Source organism: Dyella sedimenti (assembly GCF_022760995.1).
Lineage (GTDB): Bacteria > Pseudomonadota > Gammaproteobacteria > Xanthomonadales > Rhodanobacteraceae > Dyella > Dyella sedimenti.
Window position 1 is genome coordinate 1 of sequence record NZ_JAKWJO010000012.1, and the last position, 16,094, is coordinate 16,094.

16 protein-coding genes and 1 pseudogene are annotated in these 16,094 nt (G+C 67.2%); 9 read left to right on the forward strand and 8 right to left on the reverse strand.

Going from position 1 to position 16,094, the window contains the following annotated elements:
* Positions 1-108: 108 nt before the first annotated feature.
* Both MJ605_RS18340 and MJ605_RS18345 read right to left on the reverse strand, forming a co-directional pair.
* Positions 109-732: a DUF3267 domain-containing protein gene (locus MJ605_RS18340; RefSeq protein ID WP_243042994.1), complete on the reverse strand. Its 624-nt coding sequence runs from the start codon at positions 730-732 to the stop codon at positions 109-111.
* Positions 733-805: 73 nt separating this feature from the next.
* Positions 806-970 (reverse strand): hypothetical protein, encoded by a 165-nt coding sequence (locus MJ605_RS18345; protein ID WP_243042995.1) that lies wholly within the window; start codon positions 968-970, stop codon positions 806-808.
* Between the two features lie 395 nt (positions 971-1,365).
* Between MJ605_RS18345 and MJ605_RS18350 the strand changes: the two are divergent.
* Positions 1,366-1,665 (forward strand): annotated as a pseudogene (locus MJ605_RS18350) (transposase); the annotation flags it as partial.
* 36 nt (positions 1,666-1,701) lie between these two features.
* On the opposite strand, the gene recJ reads toward MJ605_RS18350, so the two are convergent.
* From recJ to MJ605_RS18365, 3 genes are read right to left on the reverse strand one after another with little or no spacing between them, the layout of a single operon-like run.
* Positions 1,702-3,417, reverse strand: coding sequence for a single-stranded-DNA-specific exonuclease RecJ (gene recJ, locus MJ605_RS18355; protein WP_243042996.1), 1,716 nt, complete (start codon positions 3,415-3,417; stop codon positions 1,702-1,704).
* Complete coding sequence (locus MJ605_RS18360; RefSeq protein WP_243042997.1) at positions 3,414-4,343, reverse strand: phosphoglycerate mutase; 930 nt, start codon at positions 4,341-4,343, stop codon at positions 3,414-3,416. The genes recJ and MJ605_RS18360 overlap by 4 nt, the downstream gene beginning before the upstream one ends.
* Positions 4,340-6,241 (reverse strand): ABC-F family ATP-binding cassette domain-containing protein, encoded by a 1,902-nt coding sequence (locus MJ605_RS18365; RefSeq protein WP_243042998.1) that lies wholly within the window; start codon positions 6,239-6,241, stop codon positions 4,340-4,342. Before MJ605_RS18365 ends, MJ605_RS18360 begins: the two co-directional genes overlap by 4 nt.
* A gap of 173 nt (positions 6,242-6,414) precedes the next feature.
* On the opposite strand from MJ605_RS18365, the gene MJ605_RS18370 reads away from it, so the two are divergent.
* The 4 genes from MJ605_RS18370 to MJ605_RS18385 all read left to right on the forward strand — a co-directional run bounded on the left by MJ605_RS18370 (position 6,415) and on the right by MJ605_RS18385 (position 10,254).
* Entirely contained in the window at positions 6,415-6,750 is a 336-nt protein-coding gene (locus MJ605_RS18370; protein ID WP_279237677.1) for a hypothetical protein, read from the forward strand.
* Between the two features lie 131 nt (positions 6,751-6,881).
* Positions 6,882-7,916: an agmatine deiminase family protein gene (locus MJ605_RS18375; protein ID WP_243042999.1), complete on the forward strand. Its 1,035-nt coding sequence runs from the start codon at positions 6,882-6,884 to the stop codon at positions 7,914-7,916.
* Positions 7,917-8,042: 126 nt separating this feature from the next.
* The gene (locus MJ605_RS18380) at positions 8,043-8,933 is read left to right on the forward strand and encodes a carbon-nitrogen hydrolase (RefSeq protein ID WP_243043000.1); all 891 of its coding nucleotides are present in this window, start codon (positions 8,043-8,045) and stop codon (positions 8,931-8,933) included.
* A gap of 88 nt (positions 8,934-9,021) precedes the next feature.
* Positions 9,022-10,254: a TraB/GumN family protein gene (locus tag MJ605_RS18385; protein ID WP_243043001.1), complete on the forward strand. Its 1,233-nt coding sequence runs from the start codon at positions 9,022-9,024 to the stop codon at positions 10,252-10,254.
* A gap of 65 nt (positions 10,255-10,319) precedes the next feature.
* Here the strand turns inward: MJ605_RS18385 and MJ605_RS18390 are convergent, their stop codons facing one another.
* Positions 10,320-11,429 carry a glycoside hydrolase family 18 protein gene (locus MJ605_RS18390; RefSeq protein ID WP_243043002.1) on the reverse strand — a complete coding sequence of 370 codons (1,110 nt, stop codon included), beginning with the start codon at positions 11,427-11,429 and terminating at the stop codon, positions 10,320-10,322.
* Between the two features lie 225 nt (positions 11,430-11,654).
* Here MJ605_RS18390 and MJ605_RS18395 point away from each other — a divergent pair, with 225 nt between their 5' ends.
* A complete protein-coding gene (locus tag MJ605_RS18395) occupies positions 11,655-11,978 on the forward strand; it encodes a c-type cytochrome (protein WP_243043003.1) in 324 nt (107 codons plus the stop codon).
* A 17-nt stretch (positions 11,979-11,995) separates the two neighbouring features.
* Positions 11,996-12,349 (forward strand): c-type cytochrome, encoded by a 354-nt coding sequence (locus MJ605_RS18400; RefSeq protein WP_243043004.1) that lies wholly within the window; start codon positions 11,996-11,998, stop codon positions 12,347-12,349.
* Positions 12,350-12,421: 72 nt separating this feature from the next.
* Here the strand turns inward: MJ605_RS18400 and MJ605_RS18405 are convergent, their stop codons facing one another.
* Positions 12,422-13,030: an NfuA family Fe-S biogenesis protein gene (locus MJ605_RS18405; protein WP_243043005.1), complete on the reverse strand. Its 609-nt coding sequence runs from the start codon at positions 13,028-13,030 to the stop codon at positions 12,422-12,424.
* A 141-nt stretch (positions 13,031-13,171) separates the two neighbouring features.
* Here MJ605_RS18405 and MJ605_RS18410 point away from each other — a divergent pair, with 141 nt between their 5' ends.
* Both MJ605_RS18410 and MJ605_RS18415 read left to right on the forward strand, forming a co-directional pair.
* Positions 13,172-13,513 (forward strand): 4a-hydroxytetrahydrobiopterin dehydratase, encoded by a 342-nt coding sequence (locus MJ605_RS18410; RefSeq protein ID WP_243043006.1) that lies wholly within the window; start codon positions 13,172-13,174, stop codon positions 13,511-13,513.
* Positions 13,510-15,030 carry a CPBP family glutamic-type intramembrane protease gene (locus tag MJ605_RS18415; protein ID WP_243043007.1) on the forward strand — a complete coding sequence of 507 codons (1,521 nt, stop codon included), beginning with the start codon at positions 13,510-13,512 and terminating at the stop codon, positions 15,028-15,030. The genes MJ605_RS18410 and MJ605_RS18415 overlap by 4 nt, the downstream gene beginning before the upstream one ends.
* Here MJ605_RS18415 and MJ605_RS18420 read toward each other — a convergent pair.
* A complete protein-coding gene (locus MJ605_RS18420) occupies positions 14,998-15,999 on the reverse strand; it encodes an RluA family pseudouridine synthase (RefSeq protein ID WP_279237678.1) in 1,002 nt (333 codons plus the stop codon). The two genes, MJ605_RS18415 and MJ605_RS18420, sit on opposite strands and share 33 nt — an antisense overlap.
* Positions 16,000-16,094: the final 95 nt, after the last annotated feature.

Genomic DNA, 16,094 nt, shown 5'->3' on the forward strand with positions numbered 1-16,094 from the left:
CGGGCCATGCTGCAATTTTGCCACCCGCGAACCAGCCTTCAACCCGGTTTTGTTAGCGGCTCTAAGCGTTGAAGAGCTGACTCTTTCAAAGGCGTAGAGACGAGAGCATCACAAGGCATGGGGCGAAGGCGTGCTGGACTTGAGCTTCATGCCGTAGATTGTCCCCTGCATGTATGCGCCACGTGGCACATACAAGAAAATGATGGTGGATAGAAGCAGGTCGCCACCAGACGACATGGCGTTGAAAATCGACACCCATGGCATGTAACTCTCTTGCCCGAAGGGGTGAAAAATCAATTGGATGACCAGGGGCATGCAGGTTAGCCAGACAAAAGGAGCTAGCATTGATGTCATGGCCCGATTCTTACTCAATACCCCCGCGTACCAGGCGTAGGGCGTCAGAATTTTCGGCATGAAGCCGAAGCCTGCCTTTTTGTCTTTCCAGAAGCCCGGAAAGGAGGCGAAGTGAATCACCTCATGTGCAACGTTGGTACTGAGCATGATCAGTAATACGGGAAGTATAGAGAACGGATGACTTAGAAGCGAAAGGAAAGGCCGTAAGGGGTCGATCCCGCTTGCCAGCCAAAGTGCCGTAGCCGCAACGAGCACCAAGAAAGAGATGATTGGCCCGTATCCATTGATTTTCTCGAAATTCGATGGGAATGCCGAAAAATCTTCAAGGAGGATGTCATCCTTAATCAGGCGCGGGGTCTTTCCGTAAAAGAATCGCATGATTTTCTCCTCGGCCTATCCTTTGAAAGAAGTCGCCTTGTGGCGACTTCTGTTAAGAACGACTCCTGATCAATCAAGAAACCAGGTGGGTGCCGAAAGCACAGTCGATGCCGTAGTCAATTGCATAACCAAGTGCGATGTCTGCGCCCACGGCAAGGCCGAGCGTGCCGCCCGCCAAAAAAGCCCCGAGGTAACCACCCGCGACTTGCTCCACTTCCAGTTCGTTGAGTTCGCGCATGACACAATTTCCTTCTGTCATTGATGCAGCATACCCTGCATCTTGATTTTTCCGGCTACCGGAAACTCCTGATACGCCGCCGATACAATTCAGGTTTTCTATGGCCAGGCGTTGGCCGCCGCGCCTTGCTCGGCCAGTGTCACCAAGCGAAGTGCATGGGTTGGTCATGAGGAAAGGGGCCAGACTCGACTGTGGCGATGCCGCCATCATTGAGTCGCCTATCAGGTAACACCATCAGCCATTTCCTCCACGTGATGACAGGAAATGTCTCTGTACGCTGTTTCATACTGCGCAGTGCGCAGCTTGGCGTGTTACCGCTGTTCGGTGTGTTGCCACTCTACGGAGCAGATTCCCAAGAGCCCATTCAAAATCTTCCTGCTCTGCCCGAAACTAGGCGGATGTTGCCCGAGAGCTTTCCGAAATGGCGCACGGTGCACGCGTACTTCCAGATCTGGAGCGAGGTGGACAAAGAGGAGGTGAGCCTGCCGGAGCGGGCGCTCAAAAATCAGGTTGGCGCGGCCCGCGAGAAACAGGGGTGCAACGGCTGCAGCAGGTTCTTGATCGTGGACGCGCAGAGCGTGAAGAACAGTGATACGGCCGGTCAGAAGGGCTATGACGCGGGCAAGAAGGTGTCGGGGATCAGGCGACACATCGCGGTGGACACGCAAGGGTTGCCGCACGCCATCGCGGTGACCAACGGCGGAGGTGGCCGGGAGATCGTGAACAAGCTCTCAGGGCGCCTGGATATGCCGCAACAGCAGGCGCGCGCGCTCGCGTCCCTGCCAATCGTTGATGACCAGTTCGTACACGGCACGGAAGGCCGTCGGCGGCGGCGTGCCATCGTAGGCGTTGAACATCACCGCCTCGTGCAGGCTGCCGTCGCGCGGATCGCGCAACTCCAGGCGCAGGTGCTTGCCGCCCATCACGCGCCAACTGGCACATTCGAACAGGTTCTCGAACACTGGCTCGGGAAACGCCTGTCCCCACGGGCCACCCTCGCGCAACTGCCTCGCCAGGACCAGCGTGGCGGCGCCGGGCGGCAGCTCTCCGTCGGTGTGCTGCACGGCCTGCAGTTGGTCCTCGTCCAGCCATTCCCGCGCGATGGCGTCGAAGGCATCGGCGAAGCGTGGATAATCTTGCGTGCGCAGGCTCAGGCCCGCCGCCATGGCATGGCCGCCGAAGCGCGCGATCAGGCCCGGGTGACGGGCGTCGATCGCGACCAGCGCGTCGCGGATATGGAAGCCGGCGATCGAACGCGCCGAGCCGCGCAGTTCGTCGGGTGCATCCTCGCTGGCCGGTGCGAAGGCGATCACCGGGCGGTGCAGCCGTTCCTTCAGCTTGGAGGCCACCAGTCCCACCACGCCGGCATGCCAGCCCGGCTCGAACAGGGCCACGCCCACCGCATCGATGTGGGTGGCCTGCGCCACCATCACTTCCGCATCGGCGACCATCGCCGCCTGCAGTTCGCGGCGCTCCTGGTTGATCGAACCGAGCAGCTCGGCATAGTGGCGGGCCAGTGCCACGTCATCGGTCAGCAGGCATTCCACGCCGATGCGCATGTCCTCCAGCCGGCCGGCCGCGTTGAGGCGCGGACCGATCGCATAGCCCAGGTCGCTGGCGCACAGCGAGGCCAGGCTGCGCTGGCTGGCCTCCACCAGGGCGGTTACCCCGGCGCAGCCACGGCCGCTGCGCAATCGGCGCAGGCCCGCTTCGACCAGCACGCGGTTGTTGAAATCCAGCGGCACCAGGTCGGCCACCGTGCCCACCGCCACCAGGTCTAGCAGCACCGACAGGTCGGGCTCGGCGCCGGTGGCGAACAGGCCTTGCTCGCGCATCGCGGCGCGCAGGGCCAGCAGCAGGTAGAACATCACGCCGACACCGGCCAGCGCCTTGCTGGGGAAGCCATCGCCCGCCAGGTTGGGATTGACCATGGCGTCGGCGGCGGGCAGCTGTTCGCCCGGCAGGTGATGGTCGGTGACGATCACGCGGATGCCCAGCTTGTGCGCGGTCGCCACGCCGGCCACGCTGGCCACGCCGTTGTCCACGGTGACGATCAGTTGTGGCCGGGGCCGAAGCGATTCGACCAGCGCGGCGCTCAGGCCATAGCCATGGACGAAGCGGTTGGGCACCGCGTAGTTCACGTGGCGCGCGCCCAGCAGACGCAGGCCACGCACCGCCACCGCGGTACCGGTGGCGCCATCGCAGTCGTAGTCGCCGGCGATCAGGATGGACCAGTCCTCGCCGATGGCGCGCACCAGCAGTTCGACCGCCTGTTCCACACCGCCCAGTTGCAGGGGCGGCAGCAGGTGAGCAAGGCGGTACTCGGCCTGCGCGGGACACAGCACGCCACGGGCGGCATAGACCCGTTGCAGCACGGGATGCACGGCATCGCCCCAGCCGCTGGGTTCGCCGAGCAGCGCGCGGCGACGCAGGCGTACCGGTCTCATCGGCCGCCTCCACGCCAGAAGCGCCAGCGGTGCCAGGGACGATGCAGCCAGCGCTCGCCGCTGGCGAAACTCAACTGCACCGATTGCGTGCTCGCCCATGCCCGCATGCTGGGCCACCAGGCGGATGCGATCTCGTCCACCGGCAAGTCCTGCAGGTCGACCAGCCAGCCCACCGTCGCCGTGGCGACGCTCGCGCTTTCGCGCGCACGCGCATCGATGCCCGCGCGCCAGGCCAGCGCCCGCAGCAAGACGTCGTCGCCCACCACGCCTTGCAACGCGGTGGCCACCGTCGCGGGCAGGGAACCGCCACCCCACAGCCACAGGCTGTTGATCGGCGGCATGCCCCGCAGGCGCCGCTCCGCATTGAGCGGGTGCTGGTGCAGCAGCACCTGTACGTCGTTGAGCAACAGGCGCCAGCGCCGCCCTTCGCCACCTTGCGGCAGGTGTTCGTAGAGATCCTCGCCCAGCGCCTGCTCGGGCGCCGCGAAACGCGGCACGGCCGTGCCCGTCGGCAGGCGCAGGTGCCAGTGGTCGGGCGAGGACACTTCCAGCGACATGCCGGCTTCCTCGAACACGCTCTTCAACGGCTCGGCCAGCGATTGCGCGGCGGCCAGGTCCAGTTGCATCTGACCGCAGGCCAGCAGGCGCGCGCCGGTGAGATCCGGCTGCACCCAGGCGGGATCGGCGCACAGCCAGGTGGCGTCGCCGGCATCGCCGGCCATCAGTTCTCGAGTCAGCGCCCCGGCCGGCAGCCCGCCATCGATGGCGAAGCGTCCGGCCAGTCCGCCGAGATAGCCCCGCGCGCCATCGGGCAGGCGGTCAGCCTTGCGCAACAGGCCGCGCACGGGATGATCGGACGCGAAGCGGGCCAGGTCCGGCAACCATGCTTCCAACGGGCGCAATGCACTGTCCACAGGAGGGCTCATGCCTCGAGCCGCTCGTACAGTTCCAGCCATTCGGCTTCCAGCGTTTCCTTCTCCTGCCGCAGTTCGCCCTGGCGCTGGCCCAGGCGCATCATCTCCGCGGTGGGGCCATTGTAGGTTTCCGGGTCGGCCAGCCTGGCCTCCAGGGCGCCCAACTCGTTTTCGATGGTGGCCACGCGTGTTTCGATCTTCTTCACGCGCTGGCGGGCCGCCTTTTCGTTCTCGCGCTGCGCGGCCGTGCGGCGGCGGCGCTCCTCCGGCGATTCGGCGCGCGCGGCCGGTGCGGCGGCGGCCTCGTCCTTGGTCTTCTTCGCGGCGCCGCCGCGGCTGCGCAGCCAGCGCGCATAATCGTCCAGGTCGCCGTCGAAGCCTTCCACCGCGCCATCGGCCACGCGCCAGAAACTGTCGCATACCATGCCCAGCAGGTGTCGGTCGTGCGAGACCAGCACCAGCGCGCCGTCGAAGTCGGCCAGCGCGTCGGCCAGCGCTTCGCGCATGTCCAGGTCGAGATGGTTGGTCGGCTCGTCCAACAGCAGCAGGTTGGGCTTGTCCCAGGCGATCAGCGCCAGCGCCAAGCGCGCGCGCTCGCCGCCGGAAAAACCATCGACTGGCTCGAACGCGCGGTCCCCGGCGAAATTCCAGCCGCCCAGGAAGTCACGCAGGACCTGCGCACTGACGCCCGGCGCCTTGTCCTGCAGGTGGTCGAACGGCGAGGCGCCTTCGCGCAGGCTTTCCACCGTGTGCTGGGCGAAGTAGCCGATCTTCAGGTCCTTGTGCGCCTTGCGCTCGCCGGCCAGCGGCGCCAGCTCGCCCACCAGCGTCTTGACCAGGGTGGACTTGCCGGCGCCATTGGGGCCCAGCAGGCCGATGCGCTCGCCCGCCTCCAGGCGGAAGCGCACGTCGCGCAGGATCACCGCTTGGCCATCCGCGCCGGCATACCCCGCCTCGGCCTCTTCCAGTTGCAGCATCGAATCGGGCAGCCGGTCCGGCGCGGCGAACTGGAAGCGGAACGGCCGCTCGGCGCGCACGGCCTCGGTGCCGGCCAGCTTTTCCAGGCGCTTGACGCGCGACTGCGCCTGCTTGGCCTTGCTGGCCTTGGCCTTGAAGCGATCGACGAAGGATTGCAGGTGCGCGCGCTCGGCCTGCTCGCGCTCGTGTGCGATCTGCTGCTGGCGCAGTTGCTCGGCGCGCAGGCGCTCGAAGGCGCTGTAGTTGCCGGTATAGAGCTTCGCCCCGCCATCGTTGAGGTGCAGCGTATGGGTAATCACGCCGTCGAGGAACTCGCGGTCGTGCGAGATCACCAGCAAGGTGCCCTGGTAGCGGCGCAGCCATTCTTCCAGCCACAGCACGGCGTCGAGGTCGAGGTGGTTGGTGGGCTCGTCCAGCAACAGCAGTTCCGATGGCGCCATCAGCGCGCGCGCCAGGTTGAGGCGCACGCGCCAGCCGCCGGAAAACTCCCACACTGGCGTCTCATGGGTTTCCGGCGCAAAGCCCAGGCCGTGCAGCAGGCGGCCGGCGCGGGCGCGCGCGTCGTAGCCGTGCAGTTCCTCGATGCGGTGGTGCGCCCTGGCCATGGCCTCGGTATCGCCGCGCGACTGGGCATCCAGCTCGTCGCGCAAGGCGGCGGCCAAGGCCTCGTCGCCGGCCATCACGTACTCGATGGCGGGATCCGGCAATGCCGGCGTCTCCTGCGCCACCGAGGCCATGCGCAGCTTCGCCGGCAGGTCCAGGTCGCCGGCGTCCGGTTCCAGCCGGCCCTGCAGCGCCGCGAACAGGCTGGACTTGCCGCAGCCGTTGCGGCCCACCACGCCCAGCCGCCAGCCGCCCTGGATCACCAGGTCGATGTCGGAAAGCAGCAGCCGGCTGCCACGGCGCAGCGCGAAATGACGAAACGAGATCATGAAAGCCTATCCGGACCGGGCGTCCTGCCGCCCGCAGCCGTGCATGATAACGGCCCCGGCATCCGAATCGGCGCCATGAATGCCCACGGCGTCGCAATCGCCATAGGTGCGCATGGCGTACCCCTGGCAGTTCTGCTACAACGGCGCGGCAACGCCTGGTGCGGAGGGGAACCATGAAAATCGGCAAGTTCGGCAGCAGCCTGTTCGTGATCGCGCTCGCGGCCGCCGCTGGCGTGCCCGCCCATGCGGACAGCCTGCTGGTCAATCGCGTGCAGCAGGAAAAGTCCATGGACCTGCCCACGCGCGGCATGAGCATGTCCGAGGTCGAGAAGAAATACGGCGAACCGCAGCGCAAGCTGTCCCCGCGCGGCGGCGACAGCGCCAAGCATCCGACCATCAACCGCTGGGAGTACGCGAACTTCATCGTGTACTTCGAGCACAGCCACGTGATCCACTCCGTGCTCAACACGCCGGCGGGCAACAACACCAACCCCGCCACCGCCCAGTAACCACTGGCCCGCCCCCGGCGGCGAACCGCGCCGCCGGGGAATCGCCCCGCGTGCTGATCCCGCTGGCGTTTCCTAGTAAAATGCGCGTCCCGTCGCCCGCCCCGCGACTTCCCCACGACGCGAGATTCCCCATGACTGACGCCACCCTGCGCCTGCCGGCGGAATGGGAGCCGCAATCGGCCGTGCTGATCGCCTGGCCGCACGCCGGCACCGACTGGGCCGACCGCCTGGCCGAGGTCGAGACCACCTACGTGGCGCTGGCCGCCGCCGTGACGCGCTTCCAGCCGCTGATCGTGGTGGTGGCCAGCCACGAGTTGCGCCTGCGCGTGCAGTCCCTGCTGGCCGGCGAAGGCGTGGACCTCTCCCAGTTGCGTTTCGTCGAGCTGCCCTACGACGACACCTGGCTACGCGATTCCGGCCCGATCACGTTGAAGGGAAGCGATGGCCGATTCCAGCTCACCGACTTCCGTTTCACCGGCTGGGGCGGCAAGTTCGGCGCCGAGCAGGACGACGCGCTGATCGCCGGACTGGTGCAGGCCGGCGTGTTCGGCCATGCCGCGCACCAGCGCATCGACTGGGCGCTGGAAGGCGGCGGCATCGAGAGCGATGGCGACGGCACGGTGCTGACCACCTGGCGCTGCCTCGCCCAGCGCCATCCGGAGCAGTCGCGCGAAACCATGAGCGCCATCCTGGCCGACAGCCTGCACGCCAGCCGCGTGCTGTGGCTCGACCACGGCTACCTCGAAGGCGACGATACCGACGCGCACATCGACACCCTGGCCCGCTTCGCGCCGGGCGAACGCATCGTCTACCAGGCCTGCGACGACGAAGCCGACCCGCACTACGGCGAACTCAAGCGCATGGGCGAGGAACTGGCCGCGCTGCGCACGGCCGACGGCCGTCCGTACCGGCTCCATCCCCTGCCCTGGGCGCGCCCGATCATCGACGAAGGCCGCCGCCTCGCCGCCTCCTACGCCAATTACCTGGTCGTCAACGGCGCCGTGCTGGTGCCGGCCTATGGCGACGCGGCGGACGACGAGGCCGCGCGCATCATCGGCGAGGCGCACCCGGGCCGCGAGGTCGTGCAGGTGCCGTGCCGCCCGCTGATCTGGCAGAACGGCAGCCTGCACTGCATCACCATGCAGCTGCCCGCTGGCATCGTCTGACCAGCGACGCTGGAAACCGGCGCGCAACGCCCCATATCGCCCGAAGCCGGCCCGCCACGGGCCGGCCATCCGTATCCGCTAGACTTGGCGGCCCACCCACGCGGCAGCCCCACCGAGACGACGCCGATGACCCGCAAGACCCTCAAAGTCGCCCTCCTGCAGGAAACCGACCGCGGCAGCCGCGACGCCAACCTCGACGCCATCGAGGCCGGCCTGCGCGAAGCCGCGTCGCAAGGCGTGCAACTGGTGCTGCTGCAGGAATTGCATAACGGCCCGTATTTCTGCCAGCGCGAATCGGTGGACGAGTTCGACCTGGCCGAGCCCATTCCCGGCCCCAGCACCGAGCGCATCGGCAAGCTGGCCGAGGAACTGAAGCTGGTGGTGGTCGCCTCGCTGTTCGAGAAGCGCGCCACCGGGCTGTACCACAACACGGCGGTGGTGTTCGACCGCTCAGCCGCCATCGCGGGCAAGTACCGCAAGATGCACATCCCGGACGATCCGGCGTTCTACGAGAAGTTCTACTTCACGCCGGGCGACCTGGGATTCGATCCTATCGATACCTCGGCGGGCCGTCTGGGCGTACTGGTGTGCTGGGACCAGTGGTATCCGGAAGCGGCGCGCCTGATGGCGCTGGCTGGCGCCGAGCTGCTGCTGTATCCCACCGCCATCGGCTGGGACCCGAAGGACGAGCAGGCCGAGAAGGATCGCCAGCGCGAGGCCTGGGTCACCGTGCAGCGCGGCCATGCGGTGGCCAATGGCCTGCCTCTGCTCGCCTGCAACCGCACCGGCTTCGAGGCCGACAAGGCCGGCGTGACCAACGGCATCCAGTTCTGGGGCACCAGCTTCGTGGCCGGGCCGCAGGGCGAGTTCCTGGCCCAGGCGGGCACCGACAAGCGCGAGCTGCTGGTCGCCGAGATCGACATGGCGCGCAGCGAGCATGTGCGCCGCATCTGGCCGTTCCTGCGCGACCGCCGCATCGACGCCTACAGCGACCTGCTCAAGCGCTTCCGCGACTGAACCGCGCCTGCCTCCGCTGGCTGCCGCGACTTGCGTCGCCCCCCGGCCATCCCCACGCCGTGATTGACCCGACTGACCGACGCCACGCATGAGCCAGACCGACCTCGCCGATTCCCTGCCGACCGTGCTGCGCGGCCAGCCCATCGAGCGCGTCACGCGGGATGGCGTGGAATACGTGGTGCTGGGCACCGCGCACGTGTCGCGCACCAGCGTGGAAGCGGTGAACGCCCTGCTGGCGCACGAGTCTTTCGATGCCGTGGCGGTGGAGCTGTGCGACAGCCGCGCCCAGGGCATGCGCGATCCCGAAGCGTTCAAGCAGATGGACCTGTTCCAGGTGATTCGCCAGGGCAAGGTGGGCATGGTGGCCGCCAGCCTCGTGCTGTCCTCGTTCCAGAAGCGCCTTGCCGAGCAGTACGGCATCCAGCCCGGCGCCGAGATGAAGGCCGGCATGGATGGCGCCGACCAGCGCGGCCTGCCGGTGTGGCTGGTGGACCGCGAAGTTGGCATTACGCTGCGCCGCGCTTACAGCAGTGTAGGCTTTTGGCAACGCCTGGGCCTGGTGGGCGGCCTCGTTGCCAGCATATTCGAGCGCCAGGAGATCGCGGAAACCGAGATCGAGAAGCTCAAGCAAGGCGACATGCTGGAGAGCGCCTTCAGCGAGTTCGCGGCACAGTCGGCGCCGCTGTATCGCAGCCTGATCGCAGAGCGCGATGCCTACATGGCCGCCCGTCTACGCGAGCAGGCCACGCAATCCGGTTACGGCGAAGGCCGGCGCGTGCTGGTGGTGATTGGCGCAGGCCACCTGAAGGGCCTGTGCGAGCAGTTGCGTACGCAGCAGGGCAACCCGGCCATCGAAGCCGCCACGCTCGCTGCCGCGCCGCCGAAGGCGCGCTGGCCGAAGTGGGTGGCGATCGGCCTGGTGCTCGCGGTGTTCGCCGCGATCGGTTTTGCGTTTCACCGCAACACCTCGCTGGGCGCCGCCGCCCTGCGCGACTGGGTTCTCTATACCGGCGGCTTTTCGCTGCTGGGCGCGATCATCGCGGGCGCGCATCCGCTCAGCGCCCTGGCCGCCTTCGTTGCGGGACCGATCAAGCCATTTCGCCCCGGCATCCCGTCCGGCGGCATCAGCGCCATGACCGAAGCCTGGATACGGCGCCCGAGCGTGGCCGATTTCGACACCTTGAGGGACGACGTCGGGCAATGGCGCGGCTGGTGGCGCAACCGCGTGGCGCGTACGCTGCTCAACTTCGCCCTGGTGAGCTTCGGCACCATCATCGGCGAATACACCGCCGGCATCCATATCTTCAAGAGCCTGCTCTAGCCGTAGCTGCTGCGACGACCTCCCCACTCGTCATTCCGGCGCAGGCCGGAATGACGAGTGGGAAGTCAGCGCGAGCGCAGCGACTGGTCCAGCACGTCCAGCAGTTCCTCGTGGTCGTCCAGGCTCTGCTCCCAGTACATCATGCCGCCCAGGCCCTTGGCCTTCACGAAGTCCGCCTTGGCGCGCAGCGACTGCGGGTCCTCGTAGGTGATGAACGTGCGCGTCGCCGCGTTCCACAGGTAGGGCGCCTGCGCCTGCGCATCCCAGTGGCGCACGTAGCCGTTCTTATCGATGAAGCCGGCCACCAGTTCCCGCCACGAGGGCGCGTCCACGTACTTGGCGTACTTCTGCTGCAGCCCGTCGTGCGCGGGATCGACGCCGGTGAATTCGCGGCCATAGAAAGCCACGCCGACATTGAGCTTCCCGGCCGGCACGCCGGCCGCCAGGAACTGCGCCACCGCCTTGTCGCCGGCGCGGTCGTCCGCTGGCGCCAGCGCCGACAGGTGCAAGCCGGCATGGTGCCCGGTGGTGGGCGTCAGGCTAGTGTGGAAGTCGTAGGTCATCAGGTTGAACCAGTCGAGCGAGCGCGACACGCGAGCCAGCTCGATGCCGGCGACGAACTCGCTGTCCGCGGCGGCGATGGTGAGCAGGTAGTGGCGGCCGCCGTGCGTGGCGCCCAGCGCATCGAGGCGACGTCGCAGGGTTTCCAGCAGCAAGCTGAAGTTGCGCTTGTCCTCGGGACGATGGCTGATGCCCGGCCCGGGCAGCGTGGGATATTCCCAGTCCAGGTCGATGCCGTCCACGTCGTATTTCTCGATCAGCGCCGCGGCGCTGTCGGCCATGTGCTGGCGCGTCGCGGCCGCCAGCGCCACGTCGGAAAAATGATCCGCGCCCCAACCGCCGATGGACACCACGATCTTCAATGCGGGATGCCGTTTGCGCAGGTCCACCAGGCGGTGCAGGGCACGATCGGCGTTCGGATTCGACAGCAGCACCTCGCCTCGCGGGTCCAGCAAGGCGAAGGCGTAGTTGACGACGTCGAGCTTGTCGGCGCTGATCGGCGCCGGTGGCCAGAAATCCGCCACGTAGCCCACGATGCGATAAGCCCGGGCCGGCGCCTGCGCGCCCGCGGGCACCGCGCACAGCACCAAGGCCGACACCAGCGCGCGCACCATCCACGTTTTCCAACGACCGCCGCACTCCCTCATGCCGACCTGCCCCCTGTCCGTTCTCGCTTGCCCCCAAGGCAGGCCGATGTCGCCGCGCCTCTGTCAGGCCGCCTATTCTCAGGTCCTGCACTGATAAGAATCAGTGGCTTGCGACATGTTGTCCAGTCGTGAAGGCAACGACTATACTTCCTCGACTTTCACCATGTACCAGCCGGAATCGTGGGGATCCTGATGACTCGAGTGCAACTGCTTGGCCTGACCGTGGCCGCAGCTCTCTTCGCCACTGCCAGCGCGCACGCAGAGGGAGACAAGGCCGCTGGACGTAAGCTGATCTATACCTGCAATGGCTGTCACGGGGTTCCGGGCTACGCCAACGCCTATCCGAACTATCCGGTGCCGCGCATCGCCGGCCAGAACGAGCAATACATCGTCAACGCGCTGCACGAATACAAGAGCGGCGATCGCAAGCATCCGACGATGATGGCGCAGGCGCAGAGCCTGTCCGACAAGGACATCGACGACGTCGCCGCCTATCTCTCCAGCCTCGCCAAGTAAGCCAAGGATCCCATCGCATGAATCGTGCGCTCACCCTGCTTTCGTTCGGCGCCGTGCTGGCGTTCGCGTCCACCCAGTTGCTGGCGGCCGGCAACATCGAGAACGGCAAACAGAAGGCCGCCACCTGCTTCGCCTGCCATGGCACCGATGGCAACGCGGTCGATCCGCAGTACCCGCGCCTGGCCGGCCAGTACAACCTGTACATCCAGCAGGCCCTGCACGAGTACAAGAGCGGCCAGCGCGACAACGCCATCATGAAGGGCTTCGTCGCCACGCTGTCCGACCAGGACATCGAGGACGTCGCCGCCTACTTCTCCAGCCTGCCGACCAAGCTCGACACGTTGAGCGGCCATATCCAGGGCGACAAGTAGGCTGGCCCGCCACGGCACGACGAAAAGGCCCGCCATGTCGCGGGCCTTTTTCTTGGCATGCGCGGCTAGCGTTCAGCCCAGCGCCGACTGCCCTTCCTTCTTGCGGTAGTACGGATTGTCGCCGCCGCTATGGTCGGTGGCGTCGCGCACCTGGGTGATCTCGGGCACGCGCTCGCGCAGGGTCTTCTCCACGCCGTGCTTGAGCGTCACGTCGACCATGCCGCAACCGTGGCAGCCGCCGCCGAACTGCAGCACCACCACGCCATTGGCATCCACTTCCAGCAGGCTGACGCGGCCGCCATGCGAGGCGATCTTGGGATTGACCTCGGCCTCCAGCACGTAGCGCACGCGCTCGATCAGGCCCGCCTCCTCGCCCGGGATATGCCCCTTGATGCGCGGCGCCCGGATATTGAGCTGGCCGCCGGTGGCGTTGGGCTCGAAATCGATGCTGGCGCCCTCCAGCCAGGGCGCGCTGTCGCCATCCACATGGAAATCGAAGCCATCGCAGACGATGGTCCATTCCTGGCCGGTCAGTTCGTCGGGTTCGGCGAACTCCAGCTCGCAATTGGCCGCCGCCGTCCCGGGCGAGGTCACGCGCAGGCGGATGCCCAGCCCGTCGATGCCCTGCTGGGAGAGCAAGCGCAGGAAGTGCCGCTGTGCGCGTTCGGAAATCTCGATCATGTCAACTCCAGCTCAAGTTCCGGCCTGGCCGGAAATACAGCACCATTTTAGTCCTAATTTACGCCGCTTGCCCGGCTTTGACTTTTGCGCGCCAAGCTTCGACGCTTCGCACCCTCGGGATTTCTTCAGGGAACGACAGCCATGAGCCACAGCCAGCTCGCCAGCCAGCACTGCATTCCGCGCAAGGGCAAGGAGCACGCGCTGGACACGTCCAGGGTCGCCGAATTGCTGGCCTCGCTGCCGGGCTGGCAACGCACCGACGACGGTAAGGCCATCGTCAAGGACTTCAAGTTCCCCGACTTCCACCACACGCTCGGCTTCATCAATGCGGTGGGCTTCATGGCCAACCAGGAAGACCACCATCCCGACCTGAAGGCGGGCTACGGCCATTGCCAGGTCCTGTGGTCCACCCACGACGTGGGTGGTCTTTCGCTCAACGACTTCATCTGCGCCGCGCGCGTGGAAGCCTTGCTGGAACGTTGAATCCCAGGCCCGCCAGGCTTCGGCTGGCCGCCGCCATCGGCTTCCTGGTGGCGGCCATCGTTCTGTTCTGGGGCCTGGGCCTGCTGTCGGCCTGGATCACGCGCGGGCAACTGATCCACGACGCTCGCGCAACCTTGACCGCGCTGCATGACGGCCAGCCCCTGTGGCAATGGCGCCTGCGGCAACCCGCCGACCTGGTCGCGGGGCGCGTTTTCGGCAACGCCACCATGGACGGCACCCCGGACGGCCTGCGCGTCACCAGCCAGGACGGTTCGCCCTTCGAGCTGGGCCTGCCGCTGGATCGCCCGGTGGATGCCCGGCACTGGCCGCTGCTCCGCCTGGACCTTCATGCCAGCGGCGAAGGCTCACTGGGCATGCGCTACCAGACTGCCGAGGCCCATGCGGCCTGCACGGCGGCGGAAGCGGCCAGGCTCGGAGCCAACGATGGCCAGCTCACCGTCGACTTGCGGACGGCGGACTGGCGGACGGCGGAAAACGCCCCCTGTCCGCCTCCCGGCGCCATCGCCTACCTGCTGCGTCTGCAGGCGCGCCTGCCGGCGGGCGCCTCGCTGACATTGCGTTCCGTCGCCCTTGCCAGCGCCTCGGCGACGGCCTGGCCGGCGGCGGTGCGCGCGGAAGCCACCGACCTAGCGCTCGGCCTGGGCAACGGTGCCGAATCCTCCCGCGCCGAAGGACTCGCGGCTCCCCTGCTGCGGCTTCCCGCCGGGGCGACCTCGGAAACTCTGCTGTCCCTGCGTGACCAGGCCAGGCAACACTGGCCGGCCGCCGTGATCCTGCCGCCCGGCCAAGCCCTGCGGGCCGGAACCGATCCGCCGATGCCCGCCTGGCTGGACATCGGCGTGTGCTCGGCCTACCTGGCCTGGCTGCTCTGGCTAGCCTGGCGGCAACGACCCGGCGTCATCCGTCCCTGGGCGGAGGTCGCCGCCATCGCTGCGGGTCCGTTCTGGCTGATCGCCGGCCTGCGCTGGGCACCGCATCCCTCCATTCCCGGGCTGGTCGCCTTCGTCGCCGCCCTGGCCTATGGCGGCCAGAGCGAATGGCGCCGCCGGCCGGTGGCCTGGTCATGGTGGAGCCGGGACTGGCGCGACTGGCTGTGGCCGCTGGTGCCCCTGCTGGTGGCGGGCCTGCTGACGCTAGCCGACGGCCACGGCCTGCTTCACCTGACGCCTGTCCATGTGCTGGGCTACCTGGCCTGGGCGCTGCTGCAACAGTGGGCCATGCTCGCGCTGGTGATGGGCAGGCTCCGGCATACCGGCCTGCCGGCACCAGTGGTCATCCTGGTCACGGCCGCCCTGTTCGGCCTGCTGCATACCCCCAACGGCGCGCTGATGCAGTTGTGCCTGTCGGCCGAGCTGTGGTGGGCCTGGTGTTTCCTGCGCTCGCCATGCCTGATGCCGGTCGCGCTGGCGCATGCGGCCAGCGCCTTGCTGATGGAGAGCGGCCTGACCGGCCACCTGCTGCGCTCACTCCAGGTGAGTACGCGCTTTTTCCTGTAGCCGGCGGATCCGGTTGCCTTTGACGGCCAGAACGTCGAGGAATTGCTTGAGATCGTCGGGCAACGGGGCGGAAAAACCATACGACCGCCCATCCAGCTCGAAGCCCATGTGCGAGGCGTGCAAAAACAGCCGATCCAGGCCCAACTCCTTGAATGCCTTGTTCATGTCCTTGTCGCCGTATTTCGGATCGCCGGCCAGCGGATGGCCGATATGGGCGGCATGCACGCGGATCTGGTGGGTGCGGCCGGTGCCCAGGGTGGCCTGCATCAGGCGCGCGCCGGGGTATTGCTCCATCTCCTGGAAGAAGGTGAGCGAGGGCTTGCCGCCCTCGGACACCCGCACCATCCGCTCGCCGCCCTGCAGCACCGACTTCTGCAGGGCGGCGTTCACGCTGAACTTGGCCTTGCGCGGATGGCCGACCATCAGGCACAGGTACTGCTTGGTCACCTGCCCCTCGCGGATCGCCGCCTGCAGGCCGGTCAGGCCGGCGCGGGTCTTGGCGAACACCAGCACGCCGCTGGTATCGCGGTCCAGGCGGTGCACCAGCTCCAGGTGCTCGTTCGGACGGGCCGCCCGCAGCAGTTCGATCGCCCCATGACTGATTCCGCTGCCGCCATGGCTGGCGATCCCCGCCGGCTTGTCGATGGCCAGGAAATGCTTGTCCTCGAAGAGGATCGCCTCGACGACCGCCGAGACGAGGCCGGCCGCCGGCCCCTTCGCCGGCTCCCTCTCGGCCATGCGCACCGGCGGAATACGCAGCGTATCGCCCGCCGCGAGACGCGTGTCGGGCTTGGCACGCTTGCCGTTCACCCGCACCTGGCCGGTGCGCAGGAGGCGGTAGATCATGCTCTTGGGCACCCCCTTGAGCAGGGTCACCAGCGCATTGTCGATGCGCTGCCCGTCCCGCTCCGGGCCGATCTCGACTTGACGCACACTGTGAGGTGCGTCCGGGGAAGTTGCCGTCTGCATTGAAAAAAACCTGGCGAAATAGGATACTCGGCCGGCGCTTTGGTCCCGCTTCGCCGATGTTCGGCATGGAGTCGGGGCGCCCGCCCCGTGACGTC

Excerpts from the sequence above, each read along its gene's own strand:
- recJ (WP_243042996.1), bottom strand. The coding sequence starts at position 3,417 with ATGAGACCGGTACGCCTGCGTCGCCGCGCGCTGCTCGGCGAACCCAGC.
- MJ605_RS18410 (WP_243043006.1), top strand. The coding sequence starts at position 13,172 with ATGAGCCACAGCCAGCTCGCCAGCCAGCACTGCATTCCGCGCAAGGGC.
- MJ605_RS18365 (WP_243042998.1), bottom strand. The coding sequence starts at position 6,241 with ATGATCTCGTTTCGTCATTTCGCGCTGCGCCGTGGCAGCCGGCTGCTG.
- MJ605_RS18360 (WP_243042997.1), bottom strand. The coding sequence starts at position 4,343 with ATGAGCCCTCCTGTGGACAGTGCATTGCGCCCGTTGGAAGCATGGTTG.
- MJ605_RS18345 (WP_243042995.1), bottom strand. The coding sequence starts at position 970 with ATGCGCGAACTCAACGAACTGGAAGTGGAGCAAGTCGCGGGTGGTTAC.
- MJ605_RS18420 (WP_279237678.1), bottom strand. The coding sequence starts at position 15,999 with ATGCAGACGGCAACTTCCCCGGACGCACCTCACAGTGTGCGTCAAGTC.
- MJ605_RS18375 (WP_243042999.1), top strand. The coding sequence starts at position 6,882 with ATGACTGACGCCACCCTGCGCCTGCCGGCGGAATGGGAGCCGCAATCG.
- MJ605_RS18370 (WP_279237677.1), top strand. The coding sequence starts at position 6,415 with ATGAAAATCGGCAAGTTCGGCAGCAGCCTGTTCGTGATCGCGCTCGCG.
- MJ605_RS18400 (WP_243043004.1), top strand. The coding sequence starts at position 11,996 with ATGAATCGTGCGCTCACCCTGCTTTCGTTCGGCGCCGTGCTGGCGTTC.
- MJ605_RS18390 (WP_243043002.1), bottom strand. The coding sequence starts at position 11,429 with ATGGTGCGCGCGCTGGTGTCGGCCTTGGTGCTGTGCGCGGTGCCCGCG.
- MJ605_RS18340 (WP_243042994.1), bottom strand. The coding sequence starts at position 732 with ATGCGATTCTTTTACGGAAAGACCCCGCGCCTGATTAAGGATGACATC.
- MJ605_RS18405 (WP_243043005.1), bottom strand. The coding sequence starts at position 13,030 with ATGATCGAGATTTCCGAACGCGCACAGCGGCACTTCCTGCGCTTGCTC.
- MJ605_RS18395 (WP_243043003.1), top strand. The coding sequence starts at position 11,655 with ATGACTCGAGTGCAACTGCTTGGCCTGACCGTGGCCGCAGCTCTCTTC.
- MJ605_RS18385 (WP_243043001.1), top strand. The coding sequence starts at position 9,022 with ATGAGCCAGACCGACCTCGCCGATTCCCTGCCGACCGTGCTGCGCGGC.
- MJ605_RS18380 (WP_243043000.1), top strand. The coding sequence starts at position 8,043 with ATGACCCGCAAGACCCTCAAAGTCGCCCTCCTGCAGGAAACCGACCGC.